This window comes from Veillonella sp. oral taxon 158 (assembly GCF_018376515.1).
GTDB lineage: Bacteria > Bacillota > Negativicutes > Veillonellales > Veillonellaceae > Veillonella > Veillonella rogosae.
This window is the reverse complement of sequence record NZ_JAHABE010000005.1, coordinates 118,239-135,527: the sequence shown is the minus strand read 5'-3', so window position 1 is coordinate 135,527 and position 17,289 is coordinate 118,239. Positions and strand designations below refer to the sequence as shown.

Sequence of the window (17,289 nt, the reverse complement as noted above, 5' to 3'; positions counted from 1 at the left end):
GGCTTGAACGTAGTGAAAGCCAGCGCCTTTAGACGCTGGCCTAGTACTACGGGCTTATAGCCCGTGAGCAAACCACCCGTTTTACGGGTGGTTCTGATTAGGTATGAAATATTATCATTATAGACTCTAAATTTGCCATGTAAGACATAAACTAGGGGCATAAAAACTGGTTTGTTTAATTCTCAATATATAAACAATACCATTGCAGTATTGTTTTATTTCGATTATACTAGATTTAGTAATACGTTTGTCCGAGTGCACGAGAAAGGAGACCTTATGAAATTAAATCAGGCCACGGATTATGCATTTCGCATGGTCTTACATATGGCGATGTTACCTTCGGGTACGAAGATAACAGGTGCTGTATTGGCTGAGCAAGAATTGATTCCAGAACGATTTTTGCTCAAGATTATGCGTAGTCTCATTGCAGCAGGGATTATGAAATCCTTCCGCGGTGTAGATGGTGGGTTTGCCCTCAATCGAGACCCTCAAGAGATTTCATTGCTCGATGTAATTAGAGCGGTAGAAGGGGATGCGTATTTACAACGGTGTTTATATGATGTAGGTTCTTGCTCTAAATCTTGTAAGGGGCATTGTGCTATAAATGAAGCAATGGGGACGATTCAGCATCAATTAATTGGTCAGTTGAAAGAGGTTAACTTTAAAATCCTCGCGCAACGTGAACAAACTATTGTAGCGGGGTCCTTACCTTTTTTACAAGCACAATGATTCAAGGTTTTTAGTAAAAGCTCATCAAGTGATGTAAGTTTTTTATTCTAAGGAGGAAAACACATGTTTGAAGCTGTAGATTTAGCTCGATTACAATTTGCGCTAACATCTATCTATCACTGGTTGTTTGTGCCGTTCACACTAGGCATGACAGTGATTGTCGCTATCTTAGAGTGGACATATGTGTCTACAGGTAAAGAAGTGTACAAAAAAATGGCAAAATTCTGGGGCAAATTGTTCCTAATCAACTTTGCCATGGGTGTGGTAACTGGTATCGTTCAGGAATTCCATTTCGGTATGAACTGGGCAGAATATTCTCGTTTTATGGGTGACATTTTCGGCGCTCCATTGGCCCTTGAAGCATTAATGGCATTTTTCTTGGAATCTACATTCATGGGTGTTTGGATCTTCGGTTGGGACCGCTTAAATAAAAGCGTTCACGCCCTTGTAGCTACGTTGGTAGCATTAGGTACAAACCTATCTGCGTTCTGGATTCTCGTAGCGAACTCCTTCATGCAACATCCTGTAGGCTTTGTATTGCGCAATGGCCGTGCAGAGATGGAAAACTTCCTGACAATTGTTCAAAATGGCTATGTACCTGGCCAATTCTTCCATATCGTGTTGAATGGTCTATTAACAGCAGGCGTAATCATTATGGCAATCAGTGCATGGCACTTATTGCGTAATAATGCGACAGAATTCTACCGTCGTTCTGCTAAATGGGGCATGGTTATTGCCCTTGTATTCGGCACTTTAGGCGCAATGGCAGGTCATCACCAAGGTCAATACATTACAAAAGTACAACCTATGAAAATGGCTGCTATGGAAGCTTTGTGGGAAACACAAGATCCAGCTCCATTCTCTTTAGTTGCTAACATCGATACTAAAGCTCAAAAGAACACAAGCGCTCTTGAAATTCCTGGTGGCTTGTCCTTCTTGACTCAAAACTCCTTCACTTCTGGTAAAGTAGAAGGTATCAAAGATCTTCAAGCTAAAGCTGAAGCTCAATACGGTCCTGGTAACTATATTCCAGACGTTCCAGCAATCTTCTGGACATTCCGTGTCATGGTTGCAGCTGGTTCCCTTATGTTACTTGTTGCATTCGTAGGTCTTATCCTTAATGCAAAAGACAAACTTGTTGAAAATCGCACATTCTTGAAAATTATGTTCTGGATGTTGCCATTGCCATTCATCGCTCACTCCACTGGTTGGTTTGTAGCTGAAGCGGGCCGTCAACCATGGCTTGTATATGGCTTACAATTGACTGCAGACGGTGCCTCTAAATCCGTTACAGCTCCAGAAATTATGACTACAATCATCGGCTTTACCCTTGTGTACATCGTAGCAGCTATTGCGGCTATCTACCTTGCTGTAGAACACATCAAAAAAGGTCCAGATGGCAACCCATCTCACGATGTAGTTGAAAAAGAGGAGGCGAGATTATGGAATTAATTTTTAATAACCTTGAAGTGGTATGGTTTATCTTAATTACTGTACTATTCGCTGGCTTCTTCTTGTTAGAAGGTTTTGACTATGGTACTGGTATTTTGTTACCATTCATCGGTAAAACTGACGTTGAACGTCGTCAAATGATCAATGCCTTAGGTCCTGTATGGGACGGTAATGAGGTTTGGATGATTACTGCAGGTGGTGCATTATTCGCATCCTTCCCTCATGTATATGCTACATTGTTCAGTGGTTTCTACTTGGCGTTATTCTTGATGCTTGCAGCGCTTATCATGCGTGGCGTAGCATTCGAGTTCCGTTCCAAGAGCCCTAACTTGTTATGGCGTAAAACTTTCGACTACTGCATCTTCTTTGGTTCCTTGATTCCTGCATTATTGTGGGGTGTTACGGTTGGTAACTTGATCCAAGGTACGCCAATCGATGCAAGCATGACGTATGTAGGTACATTCTTTGATTTGTTAAGCCCATACACAGTGCTTTGTGGCATCGCTTTCATCTTGGTATTTACATACCACGGTGGTTTGTTCACTTCTATCAAAACTGCTGGTGCTATTTCTGAACGCGCTCGTGCAGCTTCCTTGGTAGTAGGTGTTCCTACAGCTATCGGTGCATTAGCATTGGTAGGTGCAACTTATGTATTTACAGATTTGTTCAACTCCGTATTGGCAATTGTTTGCTTTGCGTTGGCAATCGTGTTCTTCCTTATTTCTTGGGGCGCAACACGTACTCGTAATACAAAATGGGGCTTTGTATTCAGCTCCTTAACCGTTATCTCTGTAACGGCTGCTTACTTTGCTGGTTTGTTCCCTCGCATCATGGTTTCTTCTTTGAATCCTGAGTGGAGCTTAACTATTACAAATGCAAGTAACTCTACTTACACATTAACATTGATGACTTGTGTAGCTTTCGTATTTGTGCCAATTATCTTGGTTTACCAAAGCTGGGTATACTGGACATTCCGTCATCGTGTAACAGAAAAAGACTTACACTATTAATAGAATAGCTTTATAACTCTGGTGAGTTGTAAAATTTAGGTCTCAATGTGAGGCGTGCCGTAGCGGCACGCCTCTTTTTTGTGGTAAGATGAATAATATTGATAAATTTAGATTCATTTGGACTCAATTAGATTATAGTTTAGCTTAATCTGAGTACGACTTAGATAGAGGAAATCTAATCAATTTGAGTTTATATTTTTAGTAGTTTTACCGTAGAGGATAATATGATACAGCGTACCGCTTTTAAAGCGCTGCTAGAACATAAAGGTCAGCTTTTACTACTGGGATTAACCTGCTTAGTAGAAAGTCTGTCCATTGTTGGGCAAGCTTGGTTCTTTGGAACCTTAATTAATAATTTTATATTTTTAGAGAATACCTTAGCTGATGAGATGAATACAATTTCGTATTTGACGATTGCCATTATTGTGCGATTGTTAGCTCATTATATACAAGAGGCTGTGGCAAATCGTTTGGGCAGTGCTGTGAAAGCATCTTTTAGAGAGCATGCCTTAGAGCATATGTTTAAGCTTGGTGTACAGCATAAGGAGCGTCACGGTGATGTAATTCATTTGCTTACGGATGGTTTGGAACAGGTTGATGCTTATGTAGCTCGTTATATTCCTCAAATCTTATACGCTATTATGATTCCGCTCATCATGGGGATTGCTATCGTAGATGCATTACCGATTATTGGTATTATCTTGATTGTTACGGTGCCATTGATTCCATTCTTTATGATTCTAATCGGTAAGCAAGCTGATCGATTAAATAAAGAGCAATGGGAGCGCATGAGCTTTTTGTCAGGGCATTTCTTAGATGTTCTGCAAGGGATTACTACGCTTAAATTATTTGGTCGTGCAAAAGATCAAATTAAAGTTATTGGTCGCTTATCTGAAGAGTTTAAAGATTCTACTTTAAAAGTATTGCGCGTAGCATTCTTATCAGCATTGGTGCTAGAACTAGTAAGCACCATTAGTACGGCCTTGATTGCAGTATATCTAGGCTTAACCTTGCTAGATGGTGAGATTGCCTTCTTCCCAGCGTTCTTTATTTTGCTATTGGCACCAGAGTTTTATACACCGTTTAGACAATTGGGTGCTGCTTTCCACACGGGAATGGCAGGTAAAACTTCAATTTTAAAATACGAAGACTTTATGAATCGTGAACCATCCTTACCTGTTGGTGGGACCACAAGATTAGATGGTTCTGTAGAACATATTGAGATTAAGGATTTAACTTTTACCTATAAGAATAGTGATAATGGAGTTCGCCATATAACGCTTGAGGCTAAACGCAATGCACCTATTATGCTCGTTGGTGAAAGTGGGGCGGGCAAGTCCACTATTGCACATATTGTAGGCGGGTTCTTGCAAGCGCCGCGTGGTACAGTAACAGTAGATGGTCATGATATATGTGATTTAAATATCGACTGGTGGCGCCAACAAATTACCTATGTATCTCAACATCCACACATTATGAAAGGTACCTTGCGTGAGGTTCTATCCTTTGGCATGGATGTAAGTGATAAAGAAATTATTGATGCTTGTAAAGAGGTTCAACTCTTAGATGTCATCAGTCGTCATGCTGACGGTCTTGATGCGGTCATCGGAGAAGGTGGTTTAGGTTTAAGTGGTGGTGAGCGTCAACGGGTTGCCTTAGTACGTGCATTCCTACGGAAGGGGCAGGTGCTGATTCTCGATGAAGTAACAGCCCATTTAGATGTAAAAACGGAATCTATCATCAGTACAGCTATTCAACAATTGATGAAGGATAAGATTGTCATCATTATCGGGCATCGCTTACAAACGATGCACTGGGCTTCTAAACTATATGTTTTAAAACAAGGCATCATTATTCAACAAGGCTCTTATGAAGAGCTAGTTGCTGTGGATGGTTATTTTAAAGACCTCGTAGCATCTGGCTTGGGACAATTCTCTTCTGCCATAGAAGAAGAATTAAAAGCAGGTAAATATTCAACTGCGCAACATATAGCTGCTATGGATGAAACTCTGAAACAGGCGTGTATTATTGATGCTAAGAAACAGGAAGTTATTACTGATGCGGTGACTAAATCATCTACACTTGATAAACATGATGTGAAGATACAGAAAATGGGCTTACAAGGGTGGAAGCTATTATTCGCAGTTCTAAGTCCTGCTAAGTGGTCCTTAGTGTTAGCCTTGATATTTACATTCCTCACGGTCTTCATGAATGTAGGTTTGTTAACAGTTTCATCTTGGTTATTAGCGTCGGCTGCGTTACAACCAGGTCTTACCTATTTAAGTCTTGCCATCGTAGGGGTTCGTTTCTTTGGTGTTAGTCGTGCAGTATGTCGTTATTTTGAACGTTACACATCGCATCGTATGGCCTTCCAAGGCCTCTATGGTTTGCGCCTGTGGTTCTATGCACATTTGGAGCCATTAGCACCAGCTATTTTAAAACGATTTGGTGCCGGTGATATGCTCGGTCGCATTATGGGGGATATAGAGGTATTACAATTCTTCTACTTGCGAACTCTGATTCCACCTGTAGCAGCCATTGCTTTGACGGCGTTAGTTGCTTATGGAGCATCTACGATTGATGATAGCTTGGTTATGCCAATTTTAATGGCAGCTCTTGTTTTAGGGGTAGTAGTACCATTAGTTGTTTACGCCCATAATAAACAATCTCTACGTGCTATTGGGCCTCAACAAGGGGACTATAAAGCACTGTTAAGTGATACTATGGATAGCCTCGAAGATGTTATTAGCTATGGCAATGAAAATCTTGTATATAAACGAATTCAACAGATGATGAGACATGTTGACGGGCATAAAGGAACTATTGATCGTGGTATGAACTTAGGCAACACATTATTCCTAGGCGGTGTTCAGTTAACTGTTGTTGTGGTAGCGATTATGGCTGCTAATGTATTAACTGGGGCGTGGGCTAGCGTAATGGTGGCGGTAGCCGCTATTGGTACGCAAGCTTGGTTTGAAGCGTTACAACCGATGATTGCAGCGGTCCATCACGGTGCTGAAAGTAAAGTAGCCACAAGCCGTCTTATAGCACTTGCAAATGAGCCATTACCGGTTGTAGAGCCATTAGAGCCTAAGCCTTTTAATCCAAATCGAGATATTACTTTTACAAATGTATCCTTTGGCTATGATCATGCGCATACTATCTACGAGAACCTTAGATTGGATATTAAACAAGGTCAGTCGATTGCCATCGTGGGTGCCAGTGGTTCCGGTAAGACTACATTATTTAATATGCTAGAGCGTTTATATGATTACAACGGTTCTATCCATGTGGGAGATGTAGAATTAAAGGATATTTCTATGGATACCTGGCGTAATGCATTAGGTACCATTACTCAGGACACCTATATTTTCCATGCGTCCTTTGGTGATAATATTCGCCTTGCCAGACCGGAAGCAACAGCTAATGAGTTAGAGCAAGCCATACACCGTGCATCCTTGCAAAATGTTGTAGATAAGCTGTCCGATGGTATACATACAATCGTTGGTAGTGGTGGACATGGACTAAGTGGCGGTGAACGTCAACGTGTGGCGTTAGCAAGATTATTTTTGCGAAACCCTCAAATTGTTTTATTAGATGAACCACTAGAAGGCTTAGATCAAGTAACTCGAAAAGCTTTACATCGCGATTTGATGCACTACGTAGAAGGTAAAACATGCTTATATATTACCCATCAATTAGAAGGTTTAGAGCAAATGGACCGCATATTATTTATGGATAAAGGTGAAATTGTGGAAGATGGCACCTATGAAGAGCTCATAGCGTTGCGTGGTCATTTCTACGAATATTGCTATCTATCTATGGCAAGTATTCAATAAAAATTAATATCAGTATAAGTATCTATTATAATTATTAACTTATAATAGGTAGTATATTAAAGTACAGTAATAAAGCCCCTTGCGCTATGCGAAAGGGGCTTTATGTATACCGATATTTAATAGTAGATATGGGAGTCTTTTATCGATAAATCATGCAGTATATGGTATAATTTTTATATCGAAAGCTAATTTCTCACCCTTGGAGGGGTTATGACTAAAATTTTCACCAAATTAAGAGCTTTGGTGGATGAAGCATTATCTGATCGTGATACGGCGGTAAATAAGGAGCCTATTATAGAAAATACTCCTTTAGAAGAAGATTTGTTTGACCATCGGTTGCTATATATAGAAGAAGACACTATCAATCGTATGTTGCGTGCCGCTCTTCGCAATCACTGGTTCTTTTATGCTGTAACATTTGAATTTGAACCAAATAACCAAATATTCCTATCCATTATTACTAAATGGGGGAATGTGATTAATGTGGAATTCACCTTAGAGGATCTATGGTTTGATGATTACTCATCATCCTTTGCGATTCGCCTTGATACAAATAATATAGATACAGGTGGGTTTATTTTAAACTCCCTTTTACATTTAGTAGGTAACTGGTGCCTCAGCCTATTTGGCGTATTCTTTAATCCTATTGCATTAGGTGAAAAGGGTTCAACTGTACGCTTTGAGAAAAAAGGCATTATTCAATTTGACCTATTACCAAATACACAAGTAAAGAAATTTATACCGTTACCAGAACGCCATATTGGTAGTAATGGTCCCGTTCTTTTGGGGAATCCTCGTACTAGTCAATCTGTATTGCAGCTTGATTACTATGCATTCCATGATCCAGTAGATACCTTTACGGTGCCAGATGTACCAACTCGTACTAGTTGGCTACGTTCTATCGATATTGCGGCAGTTCTTTTATTGCCGATTGGTGTATGGATTACCTTTGTTATCTTGCATCATTACTTGCCAACTGAAACGTTGGAGTTCTCATTCTCCACGTACTTCTTAATTTCCTTAGGGATTTTCATCATTTCCTTCTTGGTTATGAATATTCCGCGGTATTTGTACATGTATTTTGACTCTCGTAAACAGTGGCAAAGTGCGTTTGTACATAATAATATTAAGATTCAAATGCGCAAGCTCCATCGTCGCATCTTCATGCAGCAGGCTACGCTGACCTCTGACTGTGATGAGTGTACTGCTAATGAAAGCCAAGAGCGAATTAAACATTTGTTGTTACAAATTCGCGACAAGCGATTCCTCGCTAATCGACTTAAGATAGCCGATGATGATAGAGCCCGTAAACAAAAGGTTAAGTTTATCATCGCCTATATTGGTTGTACATTAATTGAGTTAATGTTGATCATGAACTAAATGGTTTTAACAACATAAGAAAGAAAAAACGTATCTCTTTAGAGATACGTTTTTTCTATTTCATGATTAAATTTTCTTATCGTTTTACCGTTTTTTACGACGTTTACGGACTGTTTTTCTAATTTCTCGCTCTGTTTCTGTTTTAGGTTGTTGCATCGACTCATAAGTTGGTCGATTTACAGGCATAAATGGTGGGTTACCATATTGATTTGGTTCTGGCTGACCAGGCAATACCCAGAATAGGAAACCGATGAGCCATATGAAGAGTTCAAGCAAGTAATTGAATGGAGATACAGCAGAGTAGGTATTGATGAAGATCATAATTACCGACCAGAGAATCCCTGCCCATGCATTAAAGCCGATGTCGTGAATACGACGACCAAATAAAATGCAAGATAATGGGAAGAGGGCTGCAAGTAAAATCCAAATAATAATTCTTGTAAACCAATATGCAGGTAAAGAGACAACAAAGTCCAAGAATAGATCATCGATATAGTGAACGATGTGGAATAGAATCATCAGAGCGATAAAGCATATGATGAATTGTAGTCGATTTAACCGTCCCGTCAGGTTAAAAATCGATAAGCCCATGCGACGCCCTTGGAATGCAATGAGTAAACCGATGGCACATATGAGCAATGTTCGTAATACAACATAGAGTAAATCCATAAGTTCCCCTTTATGTATAGCTTATAGTTGAGTTAATTCTGGCAAGACTAGCTCAAATGCTACACCATGTTTCATTGATTTTACAGTATCTACTGTAGCTTGAATTGCTTTAGTAGTAAAATTCATTGCCAGTTCTGCTGCATCATAAGGTGAATATCCCCTCATTACTGCACCTGATAATACAGCGGTGAAAATATCTCCGGTTCCTGTTGCTTTTACAGGGACAAGAGGTATAGAGTAGGTTTTTAAAAAGTCTGTAGGCCCATCATAGACGGCGATGACCGCATGTGTTTCAGATGGAACGCTTGTCATGATAACCATATCAGGCCCCATGTGATGTAATTGTTTACAACGATCACGCAATTCATCATCATTAATAGGATCTGTAGAAAATGGAATATCTAATAAGAAGCAAGCCTCTGTATAATTGGGCTTTACAATATGAGCCTTGGAAACAAGTTGGCGCATAGCGACCACCATATCAGGCGTGTAGATTGAGTAGAGGCGACCATCGTCCGCCATAGCTGGATCGACGATGACCATTTGTCCATTATTGCCAAAACGGTCGATTGCTTCCTCCACAAGGTGGATTTGTTCTGGCGATGCCAAGAAACCACTTACAATAGCGTGAAAGTCGATTTCGTTTTTATCCCAACAGTCCATGAAATCCCTCATGTGAGCCGATAAATCTACAAACTCATAATGGGGGTACTCCAAGTGATTGCTCAAAACGGCTGTAGCCAAAGGTACTGCCTGGCAGCGCATAGCACTGATGATGGGAATCATAACGGTTAGGGCACAGCGGCCGATTGAGCTCATATCTTGAATTGTTAATACTCTAGGTACTGCTGTCATAGACACCTCCAAATAATTATATATTTTATTGTACGTTATGTACGGCTTTCTGTAAATGTAATGATGCTATTCATGAAATTAACTTCATAATGTAGTATAATAAAACGGATAGACTTTTAATGGAGGATAGTGAAATGACAAGGTATGTATTTCGACGCCTAGGTGGCGCAATCATAATCTTATGGGTCATCATTACCGTAACATTTGCGTTAATGCACGCAATTCCGGGGGGACCTTTTACAACAGAAAAGAAATTGCCGCCTCAGGTGAAAGCAAGCATCGAAGCAAAGTATCATCTTGATGATCCCGTGTGGAAACAGTATGGAGATTATTTAGGTGGTGTTATTACCGGCGATTTGGGGCCATCATTTAAGTATGAAGGTCGTAGTGTGAACGATATTATTAGTGATGCATTTCCAATTTCTGCTCAGCTAGGCTTGTTATCTTTAATGGTAGCTGTAGTGGGTGGTATTACAGCGGGGGCGATTAGTGCTATGCGACCGAATAGTATTGTAGACTATGCTGTGACCGTGTTATCGACATTGGGAATCTCAGTGCCTACATTTATTATCGGTGCTGTCCTTGTATATGTAGTGGGCTTTGAGCTTGGGTGGTTTCCAGTAGCTTTGTGGCGCGGTCCATCGTATATGGTATTACCCGTTTTAACATTGGCTGCACAACCGATGGCATTCATTGCTCGTTTAACGCGCAGTGGCTTATTAGATGTGTATCAACAAGAATATATTCGTACTGCTCGTGCGAAAGGCTTAGGGGCTTGGACTATTTTGATGCGTCATGCACTAGGCAATGCGATTTTACCAGTTATTACGTATTTAGGCCCATTGGCGGCGAGCCTCTTAACAGGTAGCTTTATTGTAGAAACAATTTTTGCCATTCCTGGTCTTGGACAGTATTTCGTAACATCTATTTATAACCGTGATTACACTGTTATTTTGGGCATTACGATTTTCTATAGTGCTCTAGTAGTATTTCTTAATATTTTAGTGGACATGATTTATCCATTAATCGATCCACGTGTTACGACAGAGGAGGGGACAGATGAATAAGGAAGATTTTTTACCTATTGAACGGGCCCCTCAAGAAGAACTGACTAGTTTTATTAAGCGCCCTAGTAAATGGGAGCGGTTCAAGGTGAATCGTTTGGCTGTAGTAGGGGCAAGCATCATTCTCGTGATGATTGTATTGGCTATTTTAGGCCCCCTAATTTCACCTTATACTTATGCGGATCAATCCTTAATCGATGCCAACCAAAGTCCAAGTTTTAGTCATTGGTTTGGTACTGATACATTAGGCCGCGATATTTACACTCGCGTTATGTACGGTGCTCGCATTTCCTTGACCATTGGTTTTGTGGCTGCCTTTATCAATCTTGTAATTGGCGTTGCTTACGGTGGTATTGCAGGTTACTTAGGCGGCAAGGTTGACCGCATTATGATGGGTATCGTAGATGTTTTGTACGGTATTCCACTCTTGTTATACGTGATTTTGTTAATGGTTGTACTAGGCCCTGGCCTTACATCTATTTTCGTAGCATTGGGCATCGCGTACTGGCTTAATATGGCCCGTATCGTACGTAGCCAAATTTTGAAAGTTAAAAACGAAGAATACATCATAGCTGCAGAAGCTATGGGTATTCCAAAGCATCGCATTTTATTGCGTCATATTTTGCCTAACTGTGTTGGTCCAATCATCATTACCTTAACATTGGCCATTCCAGAGGCTATTTTTACAGAAGCATTCCTTAGTTTTATCGGTTTAGGTGTAAACGCACCGATGGCGAGCTGGGGTGTATTAGCTTCTGAAGGAATTAGTAGCATGCGCTCTTATCCATTCCAATTGATTTTCCCTGCTGTTGCCATTAGCGTTACCATGCTTGGTTTCGCATTCCTTGGCGATGGCTTACGCAATGTATTAGACCCTAAGGAAGGAGATAGATAATGAATAACGCAATTGTTGATGTGCGCAATGTGTCCATTACCATCGAAACCTTTCAAGGTCCATTACGAGTGATTCGCAACCAAGATATTTCGTTACAGCCTGGTGAGATTTTAGGGATTGTAGGTGAATCTGGTTGTGGTAAATCTGTTATGGTGAATTCCTTAATGGGTTTGTTGCCATATGGTAAGACTAAAATTAAAGCTGATAAATTCATGATTGATGGTCATGATTGTTTAGAATTTACTGAAGATGACTGGAATGAACTTCGTGGTACTACAGTTGCCATGGTATTCCAAGATCCTATGACCTCTTTAAACCCAATTATGACGATTGGTGAGCAAATGTATGAGGTTATTCATCGAACTAATGCCTATGGTGAAGATTACGATGAAAGAGCCATAGCCATCGACTTATTGAAAAAAATGGGCCTTTCTACGCCGGAAAGACGTTTATCTCAATATCCTCACGAGTTGAGTGGTGGTATGCGCCAACGGGTATGTATCGCCATGGCTGTAGCAGGTCGTCCAAAGATTTTGATTTGTGATGAGCCTACAACAGCACTTGATATTACTACAGAGGCACAAATTTTACGCCTTATGCAAACATTGGCGGTAGAGGCTGGTATTGGTATTATCTTTATTTCTCACAACTTACGCGTTATCGCTCAAATTTGTGACCGCGTTATGGTTATGTATGCAGGTAAATGCGTTGAGTCTGCTACGGTAGAAGGTATCTTTAACGAACCTCGTCATCCCTATACCTTGGGCTTGTTACTCGCATTGCCGCAAGGTAAATGGCATGGTGAGTTGAAAGCCGTTGAAGGTCAACCGCCAGATCTATTTGATTTGCCGAGAGGCTGTGCGTTTAACCCGCGTTGTAAATGGGCTATGCGCATTTGTGGTAATCGGATTCCTACGGTTACAAATGTTGGTGAGAATCATCAATTTACATGTTGGTTAGCTAAGTTGGAGGGACTTTAATGAGTTACGTATGGGAGACTGACAATCTCGTTAAAGAGTTCACCCTGTCAGGTGGCTTGTTTAAGCCAAAACACACGGTACACGCTGTACAAGGCGTGAGCCTATATCAATCACCTGGGGAAACCCTTGGTATCGTAGGTGAGTCTGGATGTGGTAAATCTACTTTTGGTTACACTTTGATGGGTTTACATCAAGCTACATCTGGTTCCATTTATATGAATGGTCGTCACATTGATCCTTATATGGAGAGACAAGCTGTTCATCCAGTGATGCAAATGGTATTCCAAAATCCTTACGCATCCCTTAATCCACGACTTACGGTCAATGCTATTTTAGAAGAGCCTTTAGAGCTGGATCCAAAGTATACACCGCGTGATCGCGTTATTCGCGTAAAAGAGGTGCTCGACCAAGTTGGATTAAATATGTCCTTTGGTGAGCGTTACGCTCATGAATTATCTGGCGGTCAACGCCAACGTATCGGTATTGCACGGGCTCTCATTATGCAGCCTCAATGTATCATCTGTGATGAACCGATTTCTGCACTAGATGTATCGATTCAAGTGCAAATTATGACATTGCTTGAACGTTTACAAGCAGAGCATGGCATTTCGTACCTCTTTATTTCTCATGATTTAAACATGGTGCGCTACATTAGTCATCGCATGGTTGTTATGTATTTAGGTGCTGTTATGGAAGAAGGTCCTGCATTGGACTTGTATGAATTCCCACAACATCCATACACCCGTGCCTTGACGGCCTTAAATGGCCCAGTTATGCCACATGCACCAATTGGGGCCCCTCTAAAAGGAGACCCACCAAATCCACTAGATCCGCCAAAAGGCTGTTTGTTTAGTGGTCGATGCCCAGAAGCGGAAGGTCGTTGCTTTACAGAGCGTCCACCGCTTCGCGATTGGGCTGATCGCCGCATCGCATGCTGGCACATATAATGGGAGAATAGTATGGAAAAACTAATTGTTGGTAAGTCCTTAGAAAATCAACTTGATACGGTTATTAAAGAATTGGCACCTACAGGGAATATATCCTATGTAGTATTGCAATTTGATGATGAAGAAGAACCGACACTTATCGCATCTAAAGGTGAAGATACAGTTCATTCTAGTGCGAGTTTGATCAAGGTGCTCATTATGGAATATGTCTTTCATTTAGCTCGCGCTGAGCAGTTGGACCTTAATGATACGGTGCCTTTATCTAAAACTCCACGCGTTGAAGGTGGTGGGGCACTGCAAGAGCTTGTAGGTAAACATAGCTTTACGTATCTTGAGTTATGCCGTCTCATGATGGTGCTCAGCGATAATATAGCAACGAATTTGCTCATCACTGTACTTGGTATGGAAAATATTAATGCTCGTGCTGAGAAACTCGGTGTTGATGAGATTGAATTAAATCGTATGATGATGGACTTTGATGCGTTAGCTGAGGGTCGAGATAACCATATGACTGCTATGGCCTTAGCTCGTCTTTATAAACACATTTTTGAATATCGTGATAGAGATGCTTATGGCTGTGAAATGTGGAATATTTTAGGCCGCCAACAATTCCGTGATATCTTGCCATTTTACTGGGGCGAAGGCGTACGCTTTCACCATAAAACAGGTTCCCTTGATCGCGTAGAGCATGATGGGGGCGTGTTAGAAACATTAAGAGGTCATTTTTGCTTTATCTTGTTGATGAGTGATATTGATAATGACCGCGGTAAAGAGTTAGGCGCTCAAGTTGGGCGCATCATGAAAGTATTTGTAGAGGAAGCATTGCCATGATGGATAAACGAAATTTGTTAAAACTCATGGTCCTTGCTCTAGGGGTGAGTATGCTCTTGTTTGTATTTGGTTACCCTCGTGGGGTCCAACCAATCGATGAGCATACAATCCGTTATGTTATTGAGCAGGAACCATCCACATTGGATCCCGCAAAGTCTACTACCTCTCCGGAGGCTACGGTTCAACTTCAACTATTTGATGGTCTAGTTCGTCTTAATGATGAAAGTGAACCAGAAGCAGCACTTGCAAAAAAATGGGAAATCTCTGATGATGGTCGTGAGTATACCTTCCATTTACGACCTGATTTAAAATGGTCCAATGGAGAGCCTTTGACGGCTCATGATTTTGAATACGCTTGGAAACGCGTATTAGACCCTGAAGTCCATGCGGACAATGCATATATGTTATATGTATTAAAAAATGGCGAAGCCTTTAATAGTGGCGACGCTAAAGCAGAAGATGTTGGTGTTAAGGCCATTGATGACGATACATTGGTAGTTACCTTGGAAAATCCAACAGCGTATTTCTTAAAATTACTAGCAGCTCATAGTTTCTATCCAGTGAGCAAAAAAGCTGTAGATGCTCATGAAAATTGGGCTGCTAATGCTGAAACTATGGTATCTAATGGTCCATACCGCTTGTTGTCTTGGAAGCATAATGGAGAAATGGATTTTATTAAGAATCCTAACTATTGGGATGCGGAATCTGTGAAAACAGAGAAGATGAATTGGCCTATTAGTGAGTCTCAAAGTACGCGTCTCACCTTAGTTGAAGGTGGCGAAGCTGATATGACTGTTGAGCCTCCAGTAGCGGATCAAAAACGCTTAGAAGAGGCGGGCCTATTACATATCGGGCCTATGCTTGGTAACTATTACTACGTATTTAATGTAAAGGCTGATCCTTTCACAAATCCAGATGTACGTAAAGCATTCTCCATGGTTATCAACCGCGCGAACATCGTTAACAACATCGTTCGCGGTGGTAAAGAAGCAGCTTATGCCTTCGTACCGTATGGCATGCTGGAAAGTAATGGCCGTGAAGACTTCCGTGAAGCTGGTAGTTATTTGGTTTACGAAGACGTAGAACAAGCTAAAGAAATTTTGAAAAAAGCAGGTTACGATAAGAATCATCCATTACCTCAAATTACGATTTTGTATAATACAAGCGAGTTGCATAAATCTATTGCCGAAGCAATTCAAGATGCATGGGTAAATGCTTTTGATGCTGATGTACGCTTACAAAATCAAGAGACAAAGGTATTCTTAGCAGACCGTGAAGCTGGTAAATACCAAGTAGCTCGTGCTTCTTGGGTTGCTGACTATAGTGATCCGCAAAACTTCTTAGAAGTATTCTCTGCAGAAGATAATGATGGTCAGTACCACAGTGATGAGTACAATGAATTGATTGCACGTATTCGTATAACGCCAAATGGTGCGGCTCGAGATGCATTGATGCATGAAGCAGAAAAGATGATTTTTGATGAATCTCTTGTAATGCCGTTGTACTTCACAACACAACCTTATGTAACGAACGGAACGATTCAAAATTATTTCTGGACTACATTAGGCCTTGTTGACTTTAAAAAAGCATACAAATAAGATACACTTAAGACGTACACTATGTGTACGTCTTTTGTTGTATTTTATGAGGATATATGAACTGGATTGAACCAAAACGTTTAGCATCGGGAATGACCATAGGTATTATGGCACCTGCCAGTGCAAGCGATGAAGATTTACATAAAATAGAAGAAATTTGTGCCTCAAAAGGCTATAAGGTATTATGGGGTGATAGTGTACATCGTAAGGGCCTCTATGGTGGTACTCCTGAGGAGCAAGCTACAGAGTTTCAATATATGATGACTACAGCCCCTTGTGATGCGGTGCTGGCCTTGCGTGGTGGGTATGGTACGATGCGGTATTTAGAACAATTAGACTATACAGCGATTCGTAAGTATCGTAAGGCTTTTATTGGTTATAGCGATTGTACAGCACTTCATATGGCTATTAACCGATATAGCCAGCTTATTACGTATCATGGGCCAATGGGTGTAGATTTTAAGCCTGAACGAAAAGCAGATATTGATGCCTTATTTAATACCTTAGAAGGTAAATTACAAGTTATTGAACCATTACCTGAACCACCTCGAGGTGCCATTGGCACTGACCTTGGTGATGGGGTTTTACGCGGTGGCAATATGACAATGCTATCTATGCTATTGGGAACACCTTATTTTTTAGAGGATGAGTCTTGGGAGAATACCTTACTATTCATTGAAGATGTAGGTGAGGCTCCTTATAAGCTAGATCGCATGTTGCAACAATTTCGTCTCAGCGGTTTATTGAGCCGCATTAAAGGTTTAGTCATCGGTACTTTTACAAATTGTGAAGGCGACGAAGATGAAGTTGATTATGATTTGGGCTATGAAGCGCTGCGGTACATGGAGGAAAATCGGAATTCTGAATTACCAGAACCTTTTGTGTGCTATGTGCCAACAGGCCATGGCTCGCCGCATCAAACCTTGCCATTAGGAGCAACGATTAGTTTTAGATATATTTCTAATACTATTATCGTTCATCCTTATACGAAATAGGTGACAAATGTTAGCTTACAGATATTAAATAACAATAAGGGGAGT

At 40.8% G+C, this 17,289-nt stretch carries 14 protein-coding genes; 12 read left to right on the top strand and 2 right to left on the bottom strand.

Features of this window, described 5'->3' with window-relative positions; all coding sequences use genetic code 11:
• Positions 1-276 precede the first annotated feature (276 nt).
• From KH364_RS04870 to KH364_RS04850, 5 genes are all read left to right on the top strand, one after another.
• Positions 277-729 carry an Rrf2 family transcriptional regulator gene (locus tag KH364_RS04870; RefSeq protein ID WP_105081386.1) on the top strand — a complete coding sequence of 151 codons (453 nt, stop codon included), beginning with the start codon at positions 277-279 and terminating at the stop codon, positions 727-729.
• A 63-nt stretch (positions 730-792) separates the two neighbouring features.
• Positions 793-2,181, top strand: coding sequence for a cytochrome ubiquinol oxidase subunit I (locus KH364_RS04865; protein WP_105081387.1), 1,389 nt, complete (start codon positions 793-795; stop codon positions 2,179-2,181).
• Positions 2,172-3,191 carry a cytochrome d ubiquinol oxidase subunit II gene (cydB, locus tag KH364_RS04860; RefSeq protein ID WP_273298806.1) on the top strand — a complete coding sequence of 340 codons (1,020 nt, stop codon included), beginning with the start codon at positions 2,172-2,174 and terminating at the stop codon, positions 3,189-3,191. Before KH364_RS04865 ends, cydB begins: the two co-directional genes overlap by 10 nt.
• Before the next feature lie 224 nt (positions 3,192-3,415).
• Entirely contained in the window at positions 3,416-7,030 is a 3,615-nt protein-coding gene (gene cydD / locus KH364_RS04855; RefSeq protein ID WP_273298805.1) for a thiol reductant ABC exporter subunit CydD, read from the top strand.
• A gap of 210 nt (positions 7,031-7,240) precedes the next feature.
• The gene (locus tag KH364_RS04850; RefSeq protein ID WP_105081390.1) at positions 7,241-8,410 is read left to right on the top strand and encodes a hypothetical protein; all 1,170 of its coding nucleotides are present in this window, start codon (positions 7,241-7,243) and stop codon (positions 8,408-8,410) included.
• Between the two features lie 84 nt (positions 8,411-8,494).
• On the opposite strand, the gene KH364_RS04845 is transcribed toward KH364_RS04850, so the two are convergent.
• Together KH364_RS04845 and KH364_RS04840 are read right to left on the bottom strand one after the other, a co-directional pair.
• Positions 8,495-9,079 carry a DUF805 domain-containing protein gene (locus KH364_RS04845; RefSeq protein ID WP_273298804.1) on the bottom strand — a complete coding sequence of 195 codons (585 nt, stop codon included), beginning with the start codon at positions 9,077-9,079 and terminating at the stop codon, positions 8,495-8,497.
• Between the two features lie 21 nt (positions 9,080-9,100).
• On the bottom strand, positions 9,101-9,934 hold the full coding sequence (locus KH364_RS04840; RefSeq protein WP_009352736.1) for a pyridoxamine kinase: 834 nt from the start codon (positions 9,932-9,934) through the stop codon (positions 9,101-9,103).
• Positions 9,935-10,068: 134 nt separating this feature from the next.
• On the opposite strand from KH364_RS04840, the gene KH364_RS04835 reads away from it, so the two are divergent.
• The 7 genes from KH364_RS04835 to KH364_RS04805 are packed head-to-tail and all read left to right on the top strand — an operon-like array spanning position 10,069 to position 17,244.
• A complete protein-coding gene (locus tag KH364_RS04835; protein WP_273298803.1) occupies positions 10,069-11,001 on the top strand; it encodes an ABC transporter permease in 933 nt (310 codons plus the stop codon).
• Positions 10,994-11,893, top strand: a complete 900-nt coding sequence (locus KH364_RS04830) for an ABC transporter permease (RefSeq protein WP_273298802.1) — start codon at positions 10,994-10,996, stop codon at positions 11,891-11,893. The genes KH364_RS04835 and KH364_RS04830 overlap by 8 nt, the downstream gene beginning before the upstream one ends.
• Positions 11,893-12,873, top strand: coding sequence for an ABC transporter ATP-binding protein (locus KH364_RS04825; RefSeq protein ID WP_009352667.1), 981 nt, complete (start codon positions 11,893-11,895; stop codon positions 12,871-12,873). The genes KH364_RS04830 and KH364_RS04825 overlap by 1 nt, the downstream gene beginning before the upstream one ends.
• Positions 12,873-13,820, top strand: a complete 948-nt coding sequence (locus KH364_RS04820) for an oligopeptide/dipeptide ABC transporter ATP-binding protein (RefSeq protein ID WP_105097467.1) — start codon at positions 12,873-12,875, stop codon at positions 13,818-13,820. Before KH364_RS04825 ends, KH364_RS04820 begins: the two co-directional genes overlap by 1 nt.
• A 12-nt stretch (positions 13,821-13,832) precedes the next feature.
• Positions 13,833-14,651 carry a serine hydrolase gene (locus KH364_RS04815; protein ID WP_273298801.1) on the top strand — a complete coding sequence of 273 codons (819 nt, stop codon included), beginning with the start codon at positions 13,833-13,835 and terminating at the stop codon, positions 14,649-14,651.
• Positions 14,648-16,249 (top strand): peptide ABC transporter substrate-binding protein, encoded by a 1,602-nt coding sequence (locus tag KH364_RS04810; RefSeq protein ID WP_273298800.1) that lies wholly within the window; start codon positions 14,648-14,650, stop codon positions 16,247-16,249. The genes KH364_RS04815 and KH364_RS04810 overlap by 4 nt, the downstream gene beginning before the upstream one ends.
• A 56-nt stretch (positions 16,250-16,305) precedes the next feature.
• Entirely contained in the window at positions 16,306-17,244 is a 939-nt protein-coding gene (locus KH364_RS04805) for an LD-carboxypeptidase (RefSeq protein ID WP_273298799.1), read from the top strand.
• Positions 17,245-17,289: the final 45 nt, after the last annotated feature.

Excerpts from the sequence above, each read along its gene's own strand:
- KH364_RS04825 (WP_009352667.1), top strand. The coding sequence starts at position 11,893 with ATGAATAACGCAATTGTTGATGTGCGCAATGTGTCCATTACCATCGAA.
- KH364_RS04815 (WP_273298801.1), top strand. The coding sequence starts at position 13,833 with ATGGAAAAACTAATTGTTGGTAAGTCCTTAGAAAATCAACTTGATACG.
- KH364_RS04810 (WP_273298800.1), top strand. The coding sequence starts at position 14,648 with ATGATGGATAAACGAAATTTGTTAAAACTCATGGTCCTTGCTCTAGGG.
- KH364_RS04870 (WP_105081386.1), top strand. The coding sequence starts at position 277 with ATGAAATTAAATCAGGCCACGGATTATGCATTTCGCATGGTCTTACAT.
- KH364_RS04830 (WP_273298802.1), top strand. The coding sequence starts at position 10,994 with ATGAATAAGGAAGATTTTTTACCTATTGAACGGGCCCCTCAAGAAGAA.
- KH364_RS04840 (WP_009352736.1), bottom strand. The coding sequence starts at position 9,934 with ATGACAGCAGTACCTAGAGTATTAACAATTCAAGATATGAGCTCAATC.
- KH364_RS04820 (WP_105097467.1), top strand. The coding sequence starts at position 12,873 with ATGAGTTACGTATGGGAGACTGACAATCTCGTTAAAGAGTTCACCCTG.
- KH364_RS04845 (WP_273298804.1), bottom strand. The coding sequence starts at position 9,079 with ATGGATTTACTCTATGTTGTATTACGAACATTGCTCATATGTGCCATC.
- cydD (WP_273298805.1), top strand. The coding sequence starts at position 3,416 with ATGATACAGCGTACCGCTTTTAAAGCGCTGCTAGAACATAAAGGTCAG.
- KH364_RS04865 (WP_105081387.1), top strand. The coding sequence starts at position 793 with ATGTTTGAAGCTGTAGATTTAGCTCGATTACAATTTGCGCTAACATCT.
- KH364_RS04850 (WP_105081390.1), top strand. The coding sequence starts at position 7,241 with ATGACTAAAATTTTCACCAAATTAAGAGCTTTGGTGGATGAAGCATTA.
- cydB (WP_273298806.1), top strand. The coding sequence starts at position 2,172 with ATGGAATTAATTTTTAATAACCTTGAAGTGGTATGGTTTATCTTAATT.
- KH364_RS04805 (WP_273298799.1), top strand. The coding sequence starts at position 16,306 with ATGAACTGGATTGAACCAAAACGTTTAGCATCGGGAATGACCATAGGT.
- KH364_RS04835 (WP_273298803.1), top strand. The coding sequence starts at position 10,069 with ATGACAAGGTATGTATTTCGACGCCTAGGTGGCGCAATCATAATCTTA.